Source organism: Coralloluteibacterium thermophilum (genome assembly GCF_042654365.1).
Taxonomy (GTDB): domain Bacteria; phylum Pseudomonadota; class Gammaproteobacteria; order Xanthomonadales; family Xanthomonadaceae; genus Coralloluteibacterium; species Coralloluteibacterium thermophilum.
In genome coordinates this window covers 1-17,116 of sequence record NZ_JBHSGG010000017.1, presented here as the reverse complement: position 1 = coordinate 17,116, position 17,116 = coordinate 1, and the positions used below count along the sequence as shown (strand labels likewise).

Sequence of the window (17,116 nt, the reverse complement as noted above, 5' to 3'; positions counted from 1 at the left end):
GCGGGGAGGGGGCTGGTGGGCTTGAGCAGTGAGTGGAAAGGAGTGAGAAACGAGAGGACGGGCGTGCTTCGCTCGTTCCTCGTTCCTCACCTCTCGCTTCTCGCCGAGAAGCGCCCCCTCCCCAACCCTCCCCCGCTGTTCGCGGGGGAGGGAGCTGGTGGGCTTGAGCAGTGAGTGGAGAGGAGTGAGAACCGAGAGGACGGGCGTGCTTCGCTTGTTCCTCGCTCCTCATGTCTCACTTCCCGCAGCAGAAGCGCCCCCTCCCCAACCCTCCCCCGCTGTTCGCGGGGGAGGGGGCTGGTGGCTTGAGCAGTGAGTGGAGAGGAGTGAGAAACGAGAGGACGGGCGTGCTTCGCTCGTTCCTCGTTCCTCATCTCTCGCTTCTCGCCGAGAAGCCCCCTTCCCAACCCTCCCCCGCTGTCCGCGGGGAGGGGGCTGGTGGCTTGAGGAGTGCGTGGAGAGGAGTGAGAAACGAGGGCGGGCAGCCGCGTTGTCTCTCGTTTCTCACTTCTCCCGCCTCACTTCTCGCTGTAAAGCCCCTTCCCCCGCCTGCGGGGGAAGGCTGGGATGGGGGTGAGCGCGCGCCGCGCGCTGCCTGCGGAAGCGCGTGGAGAGAAGCCGGGGTGGACAGCCGTGCCTACTCTCCTTCCTCACTCCTCATGTCTCGCCTCGAACGCACCGCTGCTCAGGCCGCCGGCTTGGCCGCGGGCGCTTCGGCCTTCGGCGCGGGGGCCGGAGCGGGGGCCGGGGCGGCGGACTCGCCGCCGGATGCCGTACCCGAGGGTGCGCTGTCGCCGGCGAGGTTGCGCTTGGTGTCGCCGTCCTTCTTGAAATCGGTCTCGTACCAGCCGGACCCGGCGAGCCGGAAGGCCGGCGCGGTCACCTGCCGCCCCACCGCGGACGCGCCGCAGGCGGGGCAGGTCTCGGGATCGGGGTCGGAGAGCTTCTGGAGCCGGTCGAAGGCATGGCCGCAGGCGCTGCAACGGAAGGCGTAGATGGGCATGGCGAAGAAGGATGCTTGGAAAGCCTGGGCAGGCATTGTGGGGCGGCATCGCGCCTTTTCAACTCGTGCCGGCACGGGCTCGCCGGGAGCCCAGCCTCTTCGGACGCGCGGCTCGCCCGATGCGAAGCCGGCGCCCGGAAGCACGGATCGCCCGGGATCGGCTGCGACCGCGATCCTGCACGACACGCATCGCGACCGATGCCGCTCCAACCGCCCGGCCGCTTCGCATTCACGTGGTACGGCATGGCAGGCTCTACCATCCGCGCGCCCGCCGTCCCCCTGCCGATGCTCCAGACCCTGCGTCCCATCGCCTCGCTGCTCCTCGGCGTCGCCCTGCTCCTCGGCGGCACCGGCCTGCTGAACACCCTGATCCAGTTGCAGGGCAGCACGCTCGGCTTCTCGGACACCCTGCTCGGCGCGCTGACCTCCGCCTACTACCTGGGCTTCCTGGCCGGCACCTTCATCGGGCCGCCGCTGGTGCGACGGATCGGGCACATCCGCGCCTTCGGCTTCTACGCGGCCACCTGCGCCTGCGGCGTGCTGCTGCACGCGCTGGCCGAGGCGCCGGCGCTGTGGATGGTGCTGCGCGTGGTGGTCGGCATGGCCCTGGTCGGGCTCTACACGGTGATCGAGAGCTGGCTCAACGCGCAGGCCGGGCCGACCCAGCGCGGCAGCGTGTTCGCCAGCTACATGATGGTCAACCTCGGCGCACTGGCGGTGGCGCAGCAGCTGCTGCGCGTGGACCTCGACCCGGTCCTGCTGCTGTTCGTCCTGTCCGGCCTGCTGGTCACCGCCTCGACGCTCCCGGTGCTCATCACCCGCATGAGCCAGCCCGTGCTGGCGCCCACGCCGCGGCTGGCGGTACGTCGCCTGTTCGCGACGGCGCCCACCGCAGGCGTCGGGGCCATCGTCTCGGGCCTGGCCATGGGCGCGTTCTGGGGCATGGTGCCGGTCTGGGGCATGCGCATCGGCCTGGACGCGGCCGAGATCGGCACGTACATGAGCGTCGCCATCGTCGGCGGCGCCGCGCTGCAGATCCCCCTCGGCCGGCTCTCCGACCGCCGCGACCGCCGCCTCGCCCTGGCGATCGTCTGCGCCCTCGCCTGCGCGCTCGCCCTCGCCGCGCCGCTCACGGCCGACCTCAGGCTGACGCCCTACGCGATCGCCTTCCTCTACGGCGGCATGGCCTTCGCGGTCTACCCGATCGTGGTGGCGCACCTGCTCGACCACCTGTCGCCGGAAGAGGTGCTCGCCGCCAGCAGCAGCGTGCTGCTCCTCAACGGCCTGGGCTCGGCCATCGGCCCGCTGATCGCGGGCGCGCTGATGGGCGCGCTCGGCCCCGGCGTGCTGTTCGCATGGTTCGCCGCCACGCAGGGCGGTCTCGGCGCCTACGCGCTGTACCGCTACTACGCCTTCCGCCGCGCGCGCGCGCTCGAACCGCACTTCCAGCCGATGCTGCGGACCACGCCCGAGGCGCTGGGCCTCATCGTGGAGAACGAGAACGCGGACGGAGCGACGCCTGCGGACCCGGAGGCCGGGTCGCAGGCGCCCACGCCGCCGCGGTGAGGCGACGCCGGCTCAGGCCGAGGCCGCCTCGATGCGCTCGTAGAGTTCCAGCCACTCGACCTCGAGCGCCTCGCGCTCGCGCGCCAGCTCCGCCTGGCGGCGCGCAAGGTCGGCGGCGGCGCTGCCGTCGCCGCCGTAGAGCGCCGGGTCGGCCAGCCGCGCCTCCAGTTCGGCGGCCTCGTCCTGCAGGCGCGCCATCAGTTCCTCGACCCGCTTGAAGCGGCGGCGCTCGCCGTCGCTGAGCGGGCGCGCGGCGGGCGCACGCGGCGCCGGTGCCGGCGCGGGCGCCACCTTGGCCTGCTCGGGCTTGCGCTCCTTCGGCTCGCTGCCGCGCGCGCGCAGCCAGGCGGCGTATTCGTCGAGGTCGCCCTCAAAGGGCTCCACCCGCCCGTCGGCGACGCGCCAGAAGGTCTCGCAGACCAGGCCGATGAGATGGCGGTCGTGCGACACCATGACGATGGCGCCGGGGAAGTCGGCGAGCGCCTCGGCCAGCGCCTCGCGCATCTCCAGGTCGAGGTGGTTGGTCGGCTCGTCGAGCAGCAGCACGTTGGGCTTGCGCCAGGCGATCAGCGCCAGCGCCAGGCGGGCGCGCTCGCCGCCGGAGAACCCGTCGATGACCTCGAAGGCGCGGTCGCCCTGGAAGTTCCAGCGCCCCAGGAAGTCGCGGAAGGACTGGGTCTGGGCCTCGGGGGAGATCTCGCGCAGGTGGTCGATGGGCGACTGCCCCTCGTGCAGCGACTCCACCGTGTGCTGGGCGAAGTAGCCGATGCGGAGGTCGGGATGCGCCGCGCGCTCGCCGGCGAGCGGCGGAAGCTCGCCGACCAGCGTCTTGACCAGGGTGGACTTGCCCGCGCCGTTGGGCCCGAGCAGGGCCACGCGGTCGCCGGATTCGAGGCCGAAGCCGACGCCATCCAGGATGCGCGCGTCGCTGCCGTCGGGGTTGCCCCCGGGGTAGCCGGCGACCACGTCGCGCAGGCCGATGAGGGTGTTCGGCATCTTCACCGGCTCGGGGAAACCGATGCGGATCTCGCGCTCGGCGCGCACGGCCTCGGTGCCGGCCAGCTTCTCCAGGCGCTTCATGCGACTCTGCGCCTGCTTGGCCTTGCTCGCCTTGGCCTTGAAGCGGTCGATGAAGCTCTGCAGGTGGGCGCGCTCGGCCTGCTCCTTCTCGAAGGCGATCTGCTGCTGGCGGAGCTGCTCGGCGCGCTGCCGCTCGAAGGCGGTGTAACCGCCGACGTAGAGCTTCGCGCCGCCGCCGTGCAGGTGCAGCGTGTGGGTCGCCACCCCGTCGAGGAACTCGCGGTCGTGCGAGATCAGCAGCAGGGTGCCGGGGTAGCGCAGCAGCCACTGTTCGAGCCAGAGCACGGCATCGAGGTCGAGGTGGTTGGTCGGCTCGTCGAGCAGCAGCAGGTCGGACGGCGTCATCAGCGCGCGGGCGAGGTTCAGGCGTACGCGCCAGCCGCCGGAGAAGTCGGACACCGGCTTCTGGTGGGTCTCGGACGCGAAGCCCAGGCCGTGCAGCAGCCGGCCGGCGCGCGCGGAGGCGTCGTAGCCGTTGAGCTCGGCCAGGCGCTGGTGCGCCGCGGCCACGCCGTCCCAGTCCTCGGCCTCGGTCGCGCGCTGTTCCGCGACCAGCGCCGCGTGCACCTCGGCGTCGCCGGAGATCACGAAGTCGATGGCGGGATCCGGCAACGAGGGCGTCTCCTGCGCCACGCTGGCCATGCGCACGCGGCTGGGCAGATCGACGTCGCCGCGGTCGGGTTCGAGCTCGCCCTTCAGCGCGGCGAACAGGCTGGACTTGCCGGTGCCGTTCCGGCCGACCACGCCGACGCGGTAGCCGGCGTGCAGGGCGAGGTCGACGTCGGACAACAGCAGCCGCTCGCCGCGGCGCAGGGCGAAGTTTCGGAAGGCGATCATGGAGCGCGACCTGGAGGGGGACCGTCGCGACACGCGAGGGCTGGCCGCCGATTTTAGCCTGCCGCGCCCAGCGCGTCCGGACGGCCGCCCGCCCGGCGGGCGCGGCCCGGCTCCGTCGGGAACGCCGGCGTCCCAGCGGCGGACGCCCGGCGTCGCGTCGATGCGCTTGCAGTTCCGTTACAGCCACGTTAAAGGAGCTGAACGTTGTGCGTCGCAACAGCCATCCACCACCCGGGGAGAGCAGCATGCCCACGCGTTCCGTCCTGCGTTCCGCCGTCTTCACCGCCCTCGCCGCCGGCGCCCTGCCGGCTCTCGCGCAGCAACCGGCCCCCACCGCCCTCGACCGCATCATCGTGACCGGCACCCGCGTGGCCGACCGCACGGTGGCCGAGTCGATCTCGCCCATCGACGTCATCACGCCCGAGGCGCTGCAGGCCACCGGGACCACCGAGCTCGCGACCGCGCTTTCGCGCGTGCTGCCCTCGCTCAACTTCCCGCGCCCGGCCGTCTCCGACGGCACCAGCGCGATCCGCCCGGCACAGCTGCGGGGCATGGCGCCGGACCAGGTGCTGGTCCTGGTCAACGGCAAGCGCCGCCACACCACGGCCCTCATCAACGTCAACGGTACCCAGGGCCGCGGCTCGTCGCCGGTGGACTTCAACGCGATCCCGATCTCCGCCATCGAGCGCGTGGAGGTGCTGCGCGACGGCGCCTCCGCGCAGTACGGCTCCGACGCCATCGCCGGCGTGGTCAACGTGGTGCTCAAGGGCAGCGCCGGCAGCGGCAGCATCGGCGCCCACTACGGCATGCACTCGGCCGGCGACGGCGAGCGTCTCGGCCTGTCCGGCGACGGCGGGATCGCGCTGGGCGACGGCGGCTTCCTGCACGTGGCCGGGCAGGTCGCGCACCAGGGCCTGACCAACCGCGCGCGCCCGTTCGCCGGAACGCCCTCGCCCACCAACCCGCCGCTGGGCGAGAAGGTCTCGGTCACCGGCGATCCGACGACCGACCTCGCGGCCATCGCGCTCAACACCGAATACGCGCTGGGCCCGGCGGCGACGCTCTACGCCTTCGGCATGGCCTCCAACCGCGACATCACCTCGAACGGCTTCTTCCGCGCCGCGACCAATCCCTCGCAGAACATCCCCGAGATCTATCCCGACGGCTTCCTGCCGCTGATCAACAACAGGCCCAAGGACCGCTCCCTGGTCGCCGGCGTGCGCGGCCAGGCCGGCGAATGGGACTGGGACCTCAGCTACAACTACGGCTACAACCGGCTGTCGTTCGACATCGAGAACACCCTCAACGCCAGCCTGGGCCCGACCTCGCCGACCTCCTTCTACGCGGGCGCGCTGGAGACCACGCAGAACATCCTCAACCTCGACGTGGACCGCAGTCTCGACTGGGGACTGGCCTATCCGGTGAACCTGGCCTTCGGCGCGGAGTACCGGGAGGAGAAGTGGAACCAGTCGCCGGGCGAGCCGCTGTCCTACGCGCTGGGCCCGTTCTTCCCGCCCTACCTGCCCGGCGCGCAGGTGTTCTCCGGCTTCCAGCCGGGCGACGCCGGCGCCTACGACCGCCACAGCTACGCGGTGTATGCCGACCTCGAGGGCAACCTGACCGAGCGCTTCTCGGCGGGCATCGCCGGCCGCTACGAGGACTACAGCGACTTCGGCAGCAAGTTCTCCGGCAAGCTCTCGGGCCGCTTCGAGTTCTCCGACGCCGTGGCGCTGCGCGGCACGGCCTCCACCGGCTTCCGCGCACCCTCGCTGCAGCAGCAGAACTTCCAGTCGACCGCGACCAACTTCATCGGCGGGGTGCCGTTCGAGATCCGCACCTTCGGCGTGGACAACCCGGTCGCGCAGGCGCTGGGCGCGGAGCCGCTGAAGGCGGAGGCGTCGACCAGCTACAGCCTGGGCCTCGTGCTCCAGCCCGCGGCGGCGCTCTACGTCACGGTGGACGCCTACCAGATCGAGGTCGACGACCGCATCGTGCTGTCCGAGAACCTCACCGGCCCGGCGGTGCAGGCCTTCCTCGCCGAGCGCGGCATCTTCGGCGTCAACGGGGGCCGCTACTTCACCAATGCGGTGGACACCCGCACGCGCGGAGTGGACGCGGTGGCGACGTGGCGCACCGCCCTCGCCGCCGGCAGCCTCGACCTCACCTTCGGCTACAACTACAACAGGACCGAGATCCGGGCGATCGCCCCGAATCCGCCGGAACTCACCAGCGGCGGACTCGACCTCGAGCGCATCGGCAGGGTGGAGCAGGGCCGCATCGAGCGCGGCGCGCCGCGCGACAAGGTGCTGCTGTCCGGCCTGTGGAACGTGGGCGACTGGAGCTTCAGCGCGGCGGCCACCCGCTACGGCGAGTTCACCGTGCTGCAGACCGCGGCGTCGAACGACCAGACCTTCGGCGCCAAGTGGGTGCTCGACCTCGCCGCGACCTACCGGGTCGGCGGCTGGAACCTCACCCTGGGCGCGGACAACGTACTGAACGAATACCCCGACGAGGTGCTGTTCGCCAATTCCACCGGTGGCCAGTACCCCTACAGCAATGCCTCGCCGTTCGGCTACAACGGCGCCTTCGTCTACGGGAAGGTAGGCTTCGACTGGTAGGGTCGGCCGGGCCCGGCAGGTCTCCGCACGCGACGCCCGGCCCCGCCGGGCGTCGCCGTCTTTTTTCCGCGGCGCGGCGCCCGGCCCCATTGATCGGGGCGGCAGGAGGCCGCACCTGAAGAAGCCGACCCCCGCCAGGAGAGCCGATGCCGCACCACACCGACCTCATCGACATCATCGCCGTCGGGCTGGGACTGGCCTTCGTGCTGGGCGCACTGGCCAACCGCCTGCGGCTGTCGCCCCTGGTGGGCTACCTGCTCGCGGGCGTCGTGGTCGGTCCCTACACCCCGGGCTTCGTCGCGGACAGCGACCTCGCGGTCCAGCTCTCGGAACTCGGCGTGATGCTGCTGATGTTCGGCGTCGGCCTGCATTTCTCGCTCGACGACCTGCTGAAGGTGAAGTCGATCGCGATCCCCGGCGCGGTCGTGCAGATCGGCGCCGCGACCGGCCTGGGCTGGCTGCTGGCCTGGCTGCTCGGCTGGAACACCCTCGAAGGCCTGGTGTTCGGTCTCGCGCTGTCGGTGGCGAGCACCGTGGTGCTGCTGCGCGCGCTGGAGGAGCGGCGCCTGCTCGACACCACGCGGGGGCGGATCGCGGTCGGCTGGCTGATCGTCGAGGACGTGGTGATGGTGCTTGCGCTGGTGCTGCTGCCCGCGCTGGCCGGCGCCTTCGGCAGCAACGGCGCCGGCGCGGCGTCCGCCGCGGCGAGCGCGGTCGGGCAGGACTCCATCCTCGCCGTGGTGGGGCTGACCCTGCTCAAGGTCGCGGCCTTCGTGGCGGTGATGCTGGTCATCGGCCGCCGCGTGATTCCCTGGGTGCTGGAGCGCGTGGCCGGCACCGGCTCGCGCGAGCTGTTCACCCTGTCGGTGCTGGCGATCGCGCTGGGCGTCGCCTTCGGTTCGGCCGCGCTGTTCGGGGTGTCCTTCGCGCTGGGCGCCTTCTTCGCCGGCATGCTGCTCAACGAGTCCGAACTCAGCCACAAGGCCGCCAACGACTCGCTGCCGCTGCGCGACGCCTTCGCGGTGCTGTTCTTCGTGTCGGTGGGCATGCTGTTCGACTGGCGCATCCTGATCGACCAGCCCCTCCAGGTACTGGCGACGGTGGCGATCATCGTGATCGGCAAGTCGGCCGCCGCCTTCGTCATCGTGCGTGCTTTCGGGCACCCGACCTCGACCGCGCTGACCATCTCGGCGAGCCTCGCCCAGATCGGCGAGTTCTCCTTCATCCTGGCGGGTCTCGGCGTCGCCCTGGCGATCCTGCCGGAGGACGGGCGCGACCTCATCCTCGCCGGCGCGCTCCTGTCGATCATCGTCAACCCGCTGATCTTCGCGGCGCTCGACCGCTGGCAACTCCGCCGCGACACGGAGGAGGCCGAGCGGACCGCCGCCGGCGCCGCCGCCGAGCGCCAGGCCGGTCCGACGCTGGAGGGCGAGAACCACGCGATCCTGGTCGGCTTCGGACGCGTCGGCAGCCAGCTCGCGCCCTTGCTGCGCAGCCGCGGCGTGCCGGTGATCGTCATCGACAGCGAGGCCGACCTGGTCGCCGCCGCCCACGCCGCGGGCATCCCGGCGATCCGCGGCAACGCGGCCTCGGCGCCGGTGCTGGCCGAGGCCTTCCCCGAGCGCGCCGCCATGGCGGTGGTCGCCATTCCGCAGGCACTGGAAGCCGGCGAGGTCATCGCCCGACTGCGCGAGGCCAACCCCGCGCTCACCGTCTTCGCCCGCGCGCACAGCGACGCCGAGGTGCGCCACCTGATCGAACGCGGCGCCGACGGCGCGGTGATGGCCGAACGCGAGCTCGCCTACAGCATGGCCGAGATGATCCTCGCCGCCCCCGCCTACCGGAAAGGCTCGATCGCCCCGGTCTAGGGCGACGGGACTTGGGTGGAGCCTGGGCTTGGGCTTGGGCTTGGGCCTGGGGCCTGGGGCCTGGGGCCTGGGGCCTGGGGCCTGGGGCCTGGGGCCTGGGGCCTGGGGCCTGGGGCTTTGGGCTTTGGGCTTTGGGCTTGGGGCTTGGGGCTTGGGGCTTGGGGCTTGGGGCCGAGGAGGGTCCGTCCCGCGCCCCATGCCCCATGCCCCATGCCCTGTGCCCTGTGCCCCACGCCCCACGCCCGCACCAAAACAAAAGGGCCGCCCACCGGGCGGCCCTTCGCACATCGCGGGTACGCGACGCTTACTTGCCGAGACGCTTGGCGATGGCCTGGCCGAGATCGCCGGGCGACTTGACCGTGGTGACGCCGGCCTTCTCCAGCGCGGCGAACTTGCCGGCCGCCGTGCCCTGGCCGCCGGAGGCGATCGCGCCGGCATGGCCCATGCGCTTGCCGGCCGGGGCCGAGGCGCCGGCGATGAAGCCGACCACCGGCTTGGTCACGTACTCGGAGATGAACTCCGCGGCCTCTTCCTCGGCGCTGCCGCCGATCTCGCCGACCATGATGATGCCCTCGGTCTGCGGGTCGTCCTGGAAGAGCTGCAGGGCGTCGATGAAGTTCATGCCCTGGATCGGGTCGCCGCCGATGCCGATGCAGGTCGACTGGCCGAGGCCGGCGTCGGTGGTCTGCTTCACGGCCTCGTAGGTGAGGGTACCGGAGCGCGAGACGATGCCGATCTTGCCGGGCTTGTGGATGTGGCCCGGCATGATGCCGATCTTGCACTCGCCCGGGGTGATGACGCCGGGGCAGTTCGGGCCGATCAGCACGGTGTCGGGATAGCTGGTGTCGAGGGTGTGCTTGACGCGCAGCATGTCCAGCACCGGGATGCCCTCGGTGATGCACACGATGACGCGGATGCCGGCGTCGGCCGCCTCGAGGATGGCGTCGGCCGCGAACGGCGGCGGCACGTAGATGACCGAGGCGTTGGCACCGGTCTCGACCACCGCGTCCTGCACGGTGTTGAAGACCGGCAGGCCGATGTGCTCGGTCCCGCCCTTGCCCGGGGTGACGCCACCGACGACCTTGGTGCCGTACTCGATCATCTGCTCGGCGTGGAAGGTGCCCTGCTGGCCGGTGAAGCCCTGGACGATGACCTTGGTGTCTTTGTTGACCAGAACGCTCATGTGATTCGAATCCTTGGATGTTGGGCGCTGCGTCCCGCGTGCGGAGCCGGCCGGGGCTGCCGTGTCGTCGGCGCCCCGGCCCGCGCGTGCGGGACGGACGGGATCAGGCCGCGGCGGCCGCGACCGCCTTCTTGGCGCCGTCGTTGATGTCGTCGGCGGGCTGGATGGCGAGGCCGGAGTTCTTCAGCAGCTCCTTGCCCTTCTCCACGTTGGTGCCTTCGAGGCGCACGATCACCGGGATCTTGACGCCGACCTCCTTGACCGCCGCGATGATGCCCTCGGCGATCATGTCGCAGCGGACGATGCCGCCGAAGATGTTGACGAAGATCGCCTTGACCTTGTCCGAGGACAGGATGAGCTTGAACGCCTCGGTCACGCGCTCCTTGGTCGCGCCGCCGCCGACGTCGAGGAAGTTGGCCGGCTCGCCGCCTTCCAGCTTGATGACGTCCATGGTCGCCATCGCGAGGCCCGCGCCGTTGACCATGCAGCCGATGTTGCCGTCCATGGTCACGTAGTTGAGGTTGTGCTGGGTCGCCAGCACCTCGGCCTCGTCCTCCTGGCGGACGTCGCGCAGGGCGACGAGCTTGGGCTGGCGGAAATCGGCGTTGTCGTCGGAGTTGACCTTGCCGTCGAGCACGACCAGGTTGCCGGCGGTGTCGATGGCGAGCGGGTTCAGCTCGACCAGGGCGAGGTCGCGCTCGTTGAACAGCTTGAACAGGCCCAGCATCAGCTTGGTGAGCTGGCCGATCTGCTTGACGTTCAGGCCCAGCGCGAAGCCGAGCTGGCGGCACTGGTAGGGCTGCAGGCCCTGGACGTAGTTGACGCTGAGGTTCTGGATCGCATCCGGGTTGGTGCGCGCCACTTCCTCGATCTCGACGCCGCCCTCGGCGGAGGCGATGAAGGTGATCGACTTCGACGAGCGGTCGACCAGCATCGACAGGTAGAGCTCCTTGGCGATGTCCGAGGCCTCGGTCACCAGCACGGTATCGACCGGCAGCCTGCGGCCGGCGGTCTGGTAGGTCTCCATCTGCGTGCCGATCAGCGCCTTGGCGGCGTCCTCGACCGCCTCGAGCGACTTGCACAGCTTGACGCCGCCGGCCTTGCCGCGGCCGCCGGCGTGGATCTGCGCCTTCACCACCCAGAAGTCGCCTCCCAGGGCCTTGGCGGCGGCGACCGCCTCTTCGGGAGAGCGCGCGACGCGCCCGGCGGGGACAGGAATGCCGTACTCGGCGAAGAGTTCCTTGGCCTGATACTCGTGGAAATTCATGCGTCACCAGTTCTGGAGCGAAGGGGATGCGGCGCGGCGCCGCGGCGTCGGGTGCGGGCTGGCGCGCGGCACGGCCCGTAGTGCGCCGGCCATTCTCGCCGACCGCCCGGTCCAACGCAAAGCGCTGCACCGCAGCAGGGCCCCCGATCGGCCCGGCCGGGCACCGGCATCCCTTTCCCCGCGGACAGCGGGGAGGGTCGGGGTGGGAGCGCTTCTGCTGCGAGAAGCGGGAGATGAGGAGTGAGGAACGCGTGGTGCGACTGCTCGTTTCTCGTTCCCTCCTCGCTCCCCAAGCAGCGCGCTGCGCGCGCCTCACCCCCATCCCAGCCTTCCCCCGCAAGCGGGGGAAGGGGCTTTTGCGGCGAGAAGTGAGTGGATGAGGAGTGAGGAACGAGAGGAAGCGCACGCACCGGCCCCCGCTTCTCGCTCCTCCCCACTCAACTCCTCGGCCGACCAGCTCCCTCCCCCGCGGACAGCGGGGGAGGGTTGGGGAGGGGGCGCTTCTGCTGCGAGAAGCGAGCGATGAGGAGTGAGAAACGCGTGGCGCGACTGCTCGTTTCTCGTTCCCTCCTCGCGCCCCAAGCAGCGCGCTGCGCGCGCCTCCCCCCATCCCGGCCTTCCCCGCAGGCGGGGGAAGGGGCTTTTGCGGCGAGAAGTGAGTGGATGAGGAGTGAGGAACGCGTGGTGCGACTGCTCGTTTCTCGTTCCCTCCTCGCTTCCCAAACAGCGCGCTGCGCGCGCCTCACCCCCATCCCAGCCTTCCCCCGCAAGCGGGGGAAGGAGCGGGTCGCGCACGGAAGGCTGCGCTCTCTACCCCCATCGTCGCTCTTTCCCTACCGCGCCTCGTCACACACCCTACGCAGCACCGGCAGCCCCTCCCCCGCGCAGCGGGGGAGGGTTGGGGTGGGGGCGCTTTTCGGCGCGGAGCAAACGACTGGAAGCGAGCAAGCAACGCGCTGCGCGCGCTCCCCCACCACCCCGCCCTTCCCCCGCAGGCGGGGGAAGGGGCCTGGTTGCGGAGGAGTGAGGGATTGAGGAGTGAGAACGAAAGAAGCACGACTGCCCACCCTCGTTCCTCACTCCTCCCACTCACTCCTCAAGCCCGACCAGCTCCCTCCCCCGCGCAGCGGGGGAGGGTTGGGGAGGGGGCGCTTCTGCTGCGAGAAGCGAGGGATGAGGAGTGAGACAACGCGCGACAGGCCTGATTTCGTTTGTCGCTCCTCCCTGCTCACCCCTCGGCCGCCCCTTCCCGCCGGCACAGCGGGGAAGGGGCCGAGCGCTGGCGTCCGCCCACGAAGGGCATGACACGCTCTAGACTCGCCGCGTCCCCGGGGAGGACCTTCCTTGCCAGCCACCGCCCTGCATCCGCGCGCCGACCGCGAGACGGTCTCGGCGCTGCGCCGCGAGCTGTACGTCTTCGCCCTCTACCGGGTGCTGGAGGGGGTGCTGTTCGTGTTCCTGGCCTACAGCCCGCTGGCCTGGAGCATGATCGACGGCCTGCGCGTGCCCTGGTTGGCCTACCTGGCGGCGCCGCTCTACCTGGTCGTGGGCCTGGTGCTGCTGGCGCTGAGCCGCGAGGCGCGGCCGCCGGTCCACGTGCAGGCCGGCGTGGGGCTGGCCTGCGACGTGCTCGCCATCGGCACGGCGATGCACACCCTGGGCGGCGCCGAGAGCGCGGCGGCCCTGATGCTGATGATCAACGTCGGCGCGGGCGCCCTGCTGATGCCGCTGCGCGTCGGCATCGCCGCGGCGGTGCTGGCGGCGCTGACCGTGACCGGCCAGTACGTGTGGGGCGTGCTGAGGACGCCCGACTTCGACCGCTCCCTGGTCGAGACGGTGATGTTCACGGCGATGTACCTCGCCACGGCGACCTTCTGCCACCTCATGGGCATCCAGACCCGGCGCGCCGAGGCGCTGGCGCAGCGCCGCGGCGAGGACGTCAGCAACCTTGCCGAGATCAACGAGCTCATCCTCCGGCGCATGCGGACCGGCGTGCTGGTGGTGGACTCGGCGCACCAGGTGCGGGTCGCCAACGAGGCGGCGCGCGCCGCGATGGGCCACCCGCCCGGGGGCAGCCGCGCGCTCGCGGACCTTGCGCCCGAGCTCTCCCGGCGCCTGTGGCACTGGCGCAACGCCCGCACGACCAGCGGCGACGCGGTGGCCCTGGCCGCCGACGCACCGCAGGTGATCCCGCACTTCGCGCGCATGCGCCTGGAGGGCGAGGAGCTGTTCCTGTGCTTCCTCGACGACGTCTCCCTGCTGTCGCGCCGCGCCGAGGAGCTGACCCTGCGCGCGCTCGGCCGCCTGTCGGCGAGCATCGCCCACGAGATCCGCAATCCGCTTGCGGCGATCAGCCACGCCACCCAGCTCATCGAGGAGTCGGACACCCTGAGCGAGGGCGACCGCCGCCTGGTCGAGATCGTCTACGCGCAGTGCCAGCGCCTCAACGGCATCGTCAACAACGTGCTGGCGCTGGCCCGGCGGGAACGCTCGCAGCCGGAGCGGATCGACCTGGTGCGCTGGGCGCGCGGCTTCGTCGACGACTACCGCGCGGGGCATCCGCAGGCGGGCGACGGCCTGCAGGCCTTCAGCGACCTCCGTCACCTGACCGCACTGGTGGATCCCGACCAGCTCCACCAGGCGGTGACCGTGCTGGTCGACAACGCCATGGTCTACGGCCACCTCCCGGACGAGGCGCCGCGCGTGGCGCTGATGACCCGCACCGCGCCCAACGGCGCCGCGCTGCTCGAGGTCGTGGACCGCGGCCCCGGCATACCCGCCGCGGTCGTGGAGCGGCTGTTCGAACCCTTCTACACCACCAGCGAGCACGGCACCGGCCTCGGCCTCTACATCGCCCGCGAGCTGTGCGAGGCCAACCAGTGCACGCTGGAGTACGCGTCGGTGCCGGGCGGCGGCAGCTGCTTCCGCATCACCCTGCCCCACGGGAAAGGCTTGCTGGCAGGCCAGCAGAACTGACCCATCGCGCAGCACCGACGCTCCGCGGCAGAAAGTGCCGAAAACTGGCCGTTCCGGGCCGAGTCGGCTATGGTTGCGCCCCATTCGGGGGAATGGCAGCAGCGGGGAGAGGTTGGCGTGCGCAGTGCGCTGGTGGTGGACGACGAGCACGACATCCGTGAGCTGCTGGTCCTGACGTTGAGCCGCATGGGCCTGCGCGTGGACACGGCGGCCGACCTTGCCGGTGCGCGCGCCCAGCTCGCCGAGAACAGCTACGACCTCTGCCTCACCGACATGCGGCTGCCCGACGGCAGCGGGCAGGCGCTGGTCGAGCACATCGCCCAGCGCCACCCGGAGACGCCGGTGGCCATGATCACGGCCCACGGCAACGTCGACGCGGCGGTGACCGCGCTCAAGGCCGGCGCCTTCGACTTCGTCAGCAAGCCGGTGGACCTGGGCGTGCTCCGCGGGCTGGTCCAGCACGCGCTGCAGCTGCAGGAGCAGCGCCGCAGCGGCGGGACCGCCGGACACCGCCTGCTCGGCGACTCCGAGACCATGCAGCGCCTGCGCGCGACCGTGGCCAAGCTCGCGCGCAGCCAGGCGCCGGTGTACATCAGCGGCGAGTCCGGCACCGGCAAGGAGCTCGTGGCGCGCCTGATCCACGAGCAGGGCCCGCGTGCGGCGGGGCGCTTCGTCCCGGTCAACTGCGGCGCCATCCCCGCGGAACTGATGGAGAGCGAGTTCTTCGGCCACAAGAAGGGCAGCTTCACCGGGGCGCACGCGGACAAGGAAGGCCTGTTCCAGGCCGCGCGCGGCGGCACCCTGTTCCTCGACGAGGTCGCCGAGCTGCCCCTGCACATGCAGGTCAAGCTGCTGCGCGCGATCCAGGAGAAGTCGGTACGCCCGGTCGGCGCGGCGACGGAAGCGCCGGTGGACGTGCGCATCCTCTCCGCCACCCACAAGGATCTCGCGCGGCTGGTCGAGGAAGGCCGCTTCCGTCACGACCTCTACTACCGCATCAACGTGATCGAGCTGAAGGTGCCGCCCCTGCGCGACCGCCGCGAGGACATCGCGCAGCTCGCCAATGCCATCCTCCTGCGTCTCGCCGACGCGCACGACCAGCCGGTGGCCACCCTGGGCGAGGACGCCCAGGCCGCGCTGGCCGGCTACCACTTCCCGGGCAACGTGCGCGAGCTGGAGAACATCCTCGAACGCGCGGTGGCGCTGTGCGAGGGCAACCTCATCACCGAGGCCGACCTGCTGCTGCCCGCCGGCCGCGAGCGCGGCCCCGCGCCGGCCCCCGCACCGGCCCCGGCGGCAGCTCCGGCCGCAGCGCTTCCGCAACCGCCCGCGGAAGCCGCCCGCGCCGCCGGCGAGGGGCCGCTGCCGCATGCGCTGGAGCAGATCGAGCGCGAGGCCATCGTCCGCGCGCTGGAGGAGTGCCGCTACAACAAGACCAAGGCGGCGGCCAAGCTCGGCATCACCTTCCGGGCGCTGCGCTACAAGCTCAAGAAGCTCGGCATCGACTGAGGCCGGCGCCCGGCCGCGGCATCACGCAGCCTGCGCGGTCCGGCGCGGAAGCTGCGCCGCCCGGACCTCGCCCCACGCGCCCATGCCATCCGCATCCGACGCCCGGGCCGGCGACACCCGAGGCCGCCACGGCGGCCGCGCGGTGCCCGGCCTCCGCATCGACAGCTACAACCTCGCACTCCGCGAGGGCGACGGCTTCGTTGGCGACCGCGCCAGCCAGCGCGCCTTCCGCCACCTGCTCGACGCGCGCCGGCGCGACCAGCGCACCGGCCCCGAGGACCCCTTCGGCGACACGCCGTCGACGGAGCTGTCGAAGGCGGCGATCGACGAGATCCTGCTCGGCGGCGACCCCGATGCCGCACACCTGGTGCACGGCGCCATCGAGGACTACGCCGGCTGCCTGGCCGATGTCGTCCGCCGCTTCCTCGGGACGCCGGAATGGCGGGGCGTCGAGCGCATCGTGCTCGGCGGCGGCCTGCAGGAGAGCCGCGTCGGCGGTCTCGCGGTGCGCCGGGCGGAGGTTCTCCTGCGCCATGCGGGCGTGGCCGTCCCGCTCTGCCCCTTGGGCAACGACGCCGACCACGGCGGCCTGCTCGGCTGGGTGCAGCTCGCCCCGGCGCCCGTCCTCGCCGGCTACGAGACCTTCCTCGCGGTGGACATCGGCGGCACCAAGATCCGCTGCGGCCTGGTCGCCCCCTGCCGCGAGGAGGCCGCCGACGGCAGCGCGGCCACCGTGCTGCGGCACATGGCATGGCGCCACCGCAGCGACCGGCCTTCGCGCGAGCAGGCCGTGCGCGAGCTGGCGGCCATGCTCAACGGCCTGTCGGCGCAGGCCCGCACGGTCGGCATCCGCGTCGCGCCCTTCGTGGGCATCGCCTGCCCGGGCGAGATCCTCCCGGACGGGCGCATCGCCCGCGGCGCCCAGAACCTGCCGGGCGACTGGGAAGCGGAGGATTTCAGCCTGCCGCGCGCACTCGACGGGCTGATCGACGCCATCGACGGCGGCGCCCCGCAGGTGGTCATGCACAACGACGCCGTCGTGCAGGGCCTCAGCGAACGCCCGCGCATGCAGGACACCCGCCGCTGGGGCGTCCTCACCGTCGGCACCGGGCTGGGGAACGCCAGCTATACGAACGGTGACGACTAGATGTGATCTCTCAGTAGGTTGTTCACCCGGGGCATCTCTGGAAGATGGGGGTTGCGAAGCCA

General features: G+C 71.6%; 10 protein-coding genes. 6 read left to right on the top strand and 4 right to left on the bottom strand.

Translation table 11 applies throughout. The features are described from left to right. Positions 1 to 685 precede the first annotated feature (685 nt). On the bottom strand, positions 686 to 1,003 hold the full coding sequence (locus ACFO3Q_RS06275) for an FmdB family zinc ribbon protein (RefSeq protein ID WP_377003792.1): 318 nt from the start codon (positions 1,001 to 1,003) through the stop codon (positions 686 to 688). 243 nt (positions 1,004 to 1,246) lie between these two features. Between ACFO3Q_RS06275 and ACFO3Q_RS06270 the strand changes: the two genes are divergently transcribed. Then, positions 1,247 to 2,569, top strand: a complete 1,323-nt coding sequence (locus ACFO3Q_RS06270; protein WP_377003791.1) for an MFS transporter — start codon at positions 1,247 to 1,249, stop codon at positions 2,567 to 2,569. Between the two features lie 12 nt (positions 2,570 to 2,581). Here the strand turns inward: ACFO3Q_RS06270 and ACFO3Q_RS06265 are convergent, their stop codons facing one another. Further along, positions 2,582 to 4,486, bottom strand: a complete 1,905-nt coding sequence (locus ACFO3Q_RS06265; RefSeq protein WP_377003790.1) for an ABC-F family ATP-binding cassette domain-containing protein — start codon at positions 4,484 to 4,486, stop codon at positions 2,582 to 2,584. 245 nt (positions 4,487 to 4,731) lie between these two features. Here ACFO3Q_RS06265 and ACFO3Q_RS06260 point away from each other — a divergent pair, with 245 nt between their 5' ends. Further along, positions 4,732 to 7,104: a TonB-dependent receptor plug domain-containing protein gene (locus ACFO3Q_RS06260; protein ID WP_377003789.1), complete on the top strand. Its 2,373-nt coding sequence runs from the start codon at positions 4,732 to 4,734 to the stop codon at positions 7,102 to 7,104. 146 nt (positions 7,105 to 7,250) lie between these two features. Next, positions 7,251 to 8,972, top strand: a complete 1,722-nt coding sequence (ybaL, locus tag ACFO3Q_RS06255) for a YbaL family putative K(+) efflux transporter (RefSeq protein ID WP_377003788.1) — start codon at positions 7,251 to 7,253, stop codon at positions 8,970 to 8,972. A gap of 304 nt (positions 8,973 to 9,276) precedes the next feature. Here the strand turns inward: ybaL and sucD are convergent, their stop codons facing one another. Both sucD and sucC read right to left on the bottom strand, forming a co-directional pair. Then, on the bottom strand, positions 9,277 to 10,155 hold the full coding sequence (gene sucD, locus ACFO3Q_RS06250; protein WP_377003787.1) for a succinate--CoA ligase subunit alpha: 879 nt from the start codon (positions 10,153 to 10,155) through the stop codon (positions 9,277 to 9,279). Positions 10,156 to 10,258: 103 nt separating this feature from the next. Continuing rightward, positions 10,259 to 11,422 carry an ADP-forming succinate--CoA ligase subunit beta gene (gene sucC / locus ACFO3Q_RS06245; RefSeq protein WP_377003786.1) on the bottom strand — a complete coding sequence of 388 codons (1,164 nt, stop codon included), beginning with the start codon at positions 11,420 to 11,422 and terminating at the stop codon, positions 10,259 to 10,261. Between the two features lie 1,344 nt (positions 11,423 to 12,766). On the opposite strand from sucC, the gene ACFO3Q_RS06240 reads away from it, so the two are divergent. From ACFO3Q_RS06240 to ACFO3Q_RS06230, 3 genes are all read left to right on the top strand, one after another. Next, a complete protein-coding gene (locus ACFO3Q_RS06240; RefSeq protein WP_377003785.1) occupies positions 12,767 to 14,398 on the top strand; it encodes a sensor histidine kinase in 1,632 nt (543 codons plus the stop codon). A gap of 117 nt (positions 14,399 to 14,515) precedes the next feature. Beyond that, a complete protein-coding gene (locus tag ACFO3Q_RS06235; RefSeq protein ID WP_377003784.1) occupies positions 14,516 to 15,907 on the top strand; it encodes a sigma-54-dependent transcriptional regulator in 1,392 nt (463 codons plus the stop codon). An 82-nt stretch (positions 15,908 to 15,989) separates the two neighbouring features. Next, entirely contained in the window at positions 15,990 to 17,054 is a 1,065-nt protein-coding gene (locus ACFO3Q_RS06230; RefSeq protein WP_377003782.1) for an ROK family protein, read from the top strand. Positions 17,055 to 17,116 lie beyond the last annotated feature (62 nt).